This window comes from Synechococcus lacustris str. Tous, from assembly GCF_003011125.1.
Lineage (GTDB): Bacteria > Cyanobacteriota > Cyanobacteriia > PCC-6307 > Cyanobiaceae > Synechococcus_D > Synechococcus_D lacustris.
In genome coordinates this window covers 1-2,671 of the sequence record NZ_PXVC01000137.1, presented here as the reverse complement: position 1 = coordinate 2,671, position 2,671 = coordinate 1, and the positions used below count along the sequence as shown (strand labels likewise).

Sequence of the window (2,671 nt, the reverse complement as noted above, 5' to 3'; positions counted from 1 at the left end):
CTTCCTTCCCATTACCGCAGCAAGCAGGAATTCCTTGCATCTTTATCGCCCTGGCGGCGGCAGCTGGCGAACTTAAATTGGCATCCAACAGTAGATATGAAAGTGCAGAGCTACGCGCTCGAGCAAAGTACAAAACAGCTAAGGAAAGAAACCGAGCAGCTGAGGAAAGAGAACGCGCGGCTTTCCGAGCTCGACGCCAAGCTCAATGCAATCTTGTCCAACTCCAAGATGTGATCTCGCTGCTGGAGGAGTACGGAGGAATGGCGTGAAATTCCTCACCCCTGCCGCGGTGCCTGCTACCTGCAACAGATGTCCTCCTAAATTGAATTAATCCTGCGGGACMTCCATCGTGGCTGAATGGCTTGTCAACTTTCATTTGGAGCAGCTTGCTGAGGGTGGCTATCTGGCCACCTGTGAAAGCATTCCCGGTCTGCTCGCCCAGGGGCGCACCGTGACTGAGACCCTCGAGATTGCCCGTGATGTGGCCAAAAAGCTTCACGAAGCGCGGCTTGATCGGGGTGAACTTGAAGCTTCTGCTCCCCTCGCGCAGTCCTTTGAGCTTCCCGTTGTTCTGAGCGCGTAGTGGGTCGTCTGTCTGGTTATCGCTACCGAGATGTCACCAAGCGTTTGAAGCTCTTCGGCTTTGCGTTTGACCGCCAAGCAGCTGGTTCCCACGAAATCTGGTACCAACGTTCCGGAAATCGTTACACCACAATCCCGAACCACCCTGGTGACATGCCCGAGGGAACCCTTCGCGCCATCCTGCGCCAAGCAGGTATCAGTGTGGAGACGTTTCTAGAGAACTGAGCTGCCCTTCCTCCACCTGTCCCTTTGCGGCGGCATCCAACTGCTGATCACCAATAGAAGCCATATATAGATTTTGATTTGGTTTTTGCCAGTAGTTAAAAGTTGAGATTGTTGGATCCTCAGGCGGCGAACTTAAATTGGCATCCAACAGTAGATATGAAAGTGCAGAGCTACGCGCTCGAGCAGGAGAATCTTTCCAGCTTGAACCAAGCCCTCTCCACCGKYGATTCCTCAGCCTCATRGCYATYGARCTGGCYGCTGAWCAGCAACAGAACTGATTKGGCMGCARATTGCCTAAGCAAATGCCCATAAAAATGGGTAAGGCTCRGGTTTCGACCCCGCCCTGAGCAGCGGGTAATCCAGGTGCCGGCCGTGTTCTTTGGTGGCCAAAGCCACCAGCGCCGCATGTTGGTGCACCTGTTGCAAAACAGTTCCAAGATTTGATGGCGATCCATGGTTTTCGCCTCCGGCAAGGTGAGCACCTGGGGTTGGCCTGATTACGTTCTTTGCGGGCTATTCCTAAGTCGACATCTAATCCGGGCGACACCAAAGGCGCAGCCCCACTCGGTCGATGTGATCGAGCAGTGGCTGATGCTGGATCACATGCCGCAGCTGCAGGTCGATCGGCCACGGCAACAGCAGGTCGTCGAGAGCTGCCCCGAGTTTCAGTAGTTGGCCCAGCGTCATCGAGGGAGCCTGCAGGCAGAGATCGATGTCGGAGCCAGGGCGGTGTCGACCCAACGCTCTGGAGCCGTAAAGCACCACCGCGTCTAGGTCGGGGTGCTGCGCCAACCGCGCCAAGATCGTCTGGCTGTTRACGGCGCTAATGCCCGGGATCACGGCAGCAGGTGGTTCGGGTGCGCTGGTCATCGCCGCTCTGCCCTGGCCTGCAGTTCCCGTTGCAGCGCTKTGAGAGCAAAAATGTAAGTTTGTTGTATCAATGAGGCGATCTCGTGCGCCAGTTCAGGGTTGTAGGTGTGGCTCGTGAGGTTTCGACTGCGAATCATGGCCATCCAGGTTTCCTCCGTTCCAACCGGCAGCAACTCGCGCACCATCGCTTCTCGCACGGCATCTCTAGACCCGCTTATACCGCTTACGCCCTGATCGGCCAGATAGTCTTTTAATAGCAGCCAGCTGAGCTCGTGGGTGAACTCAAAGGCTTGTATTAGGCCCTGCTCCTCTAGCTCTGATAGGGCTCGTTGGTTTGCAATGGCAATGGCCCTTTGCAGGGCGGCTAACGCTCTGCAATAGTTCTCGAGCCGTTGCAGCCAACGGACATCCCTGTTGGTCATGGGGCTCAGATTTGCAGCTGCACCAGCTTATGCAGGCGTGGACTTTTCCCTCTTTTAGTTATYTAAGATCATATCTTTAACTCCGGATTCGTCACTTCCTTCCCATTATCAGCTGGCGAACTTAAATTGGCATCCAACAGTAGATATGAAAGTGCAGASTCTACCGGCGATTCCTCAGCCTCATGGCCATCGAGCTGGCCGCTGAACAGCAACAGAACTGATTTACGCCAGCTTCAGGCCACCATGCCCATCACCCCTTCCGTAATAGAGGAATGCCGTAGCGGTGAACGCTGGTGATGCAGATCCGTGGATGATTTATCTCGATACCAGCGTGGTGGTGGCTCTGCTAACCCCGGAAGAAAGCAGTTCGCGCGCCCTTAACTGGTTTGCGCAATCACGCGAACCCTTAATCAGCAGTGAGCCTCCCCCGTTTTCAAGGACAGTGTTTAGAGAGTTGCTTTTACACTGACCCCATGAAAACCAATGATCACAATGAATGCCCCTTCTACGCCACGTCGTTACAGCGATGAACAAAAAGCAGAGGCTATTGATTTCTGCCTAAAGGAAAACCT

At 54.5% G+C, this 2,671-nt stretch carries 6 protein-coding genes; 3 read left to right on the top strand and 3 right to left on the bottom strand.

Going from position 1 to position 2,671, the window contains the following annotated elements:
• The 3 genes from C7K08_RS15650 to C7K08_RS13410 all read left to right on the top strand — a co-directional run.
• On the top strand, positions 1–234 hold a 234-nt coding region (locus tag C7K08_RS15650; RefSeq protein ID WP_161955935.1), incomplete at its 5' end, for a hypothetical protein.
• A gap of 115 nt (positions 235–349) precedes the next feature.
• Complete coding sequence (locus tag C7K08_RS13415; RefSeq protein ID WP_106501048.1) at positions 350–583, top strand: type II toxin-antitoxin system HicB family antitoxin; 234 nt, start codon at positions 350–352, stop codon at positions 581–583.
• Positions 583–807 carry a type II toxin-antitoxin system HicA family toxin gene (locus tag C7K08_RS13410; protein WP_106501047.1) on the top strand — a complete coding sequence of 75 codons (225 nt, stop codon included), beginning with the start codon at positions 583–585 and terminating at the stop codon, positions 805–807. The genes C7K08_RS13415 and C7K08_RS13410 overlap by 1 nt, the downstream gene beginning before the upstream one ends.
• On the opposite strand, the gene C7K08_RS15915 is transcribed toward C7K08_RS13410, so the two are convergent.
• From C7K08_RS15915 to C7K08_RS13395, 3 genes are all read right to left on the bottom strand, one after another.
• Entirely contained in the window at positions 779–955 is a 177-nt protein-coding gene (locus C7K08_RS15915) for a hypothetical protein (protein ID WP_162532474.1), read from the bottom strand. The two genes, C7K08_RS13410 and C7K08_RS15915, sit on opposite strands and share 29 nt — an antisense overlap.
• A gap of 383 nt (positions 956–1,338) precedes the next feature.
• Positions 1,339–1,677 carry a nucleotidyltransferase domain-containing protein gene (locus C7K08_RS13400; protein WP_106501046.1) on the bottom strand — a complete coding sequence of 113 codons (339 nt, stop codon included), beginning with the start codon at positions 1,675–1,677 and terminating at the stop codon, positions 1,339–1,341.
• Positions 1,674–2,099: a nucleotidyltransferase substrate binding protein gene (locus tag C7K08_RS13395; RefSeq protein WP_106501045.1), complete on the bottom strand. Its 426-nt coding sequence runs from the start codon at positions 2,097–2,099 to the stop codon at positions 1,674–1,676. The genes C7K08_RS13400 and C7K08_RS13395 overlap by 4 nt, the downstream gene beginning before the upstream one ends.
• Positions 2,100–2,671 lie beyond the last annotated feature (572 nt).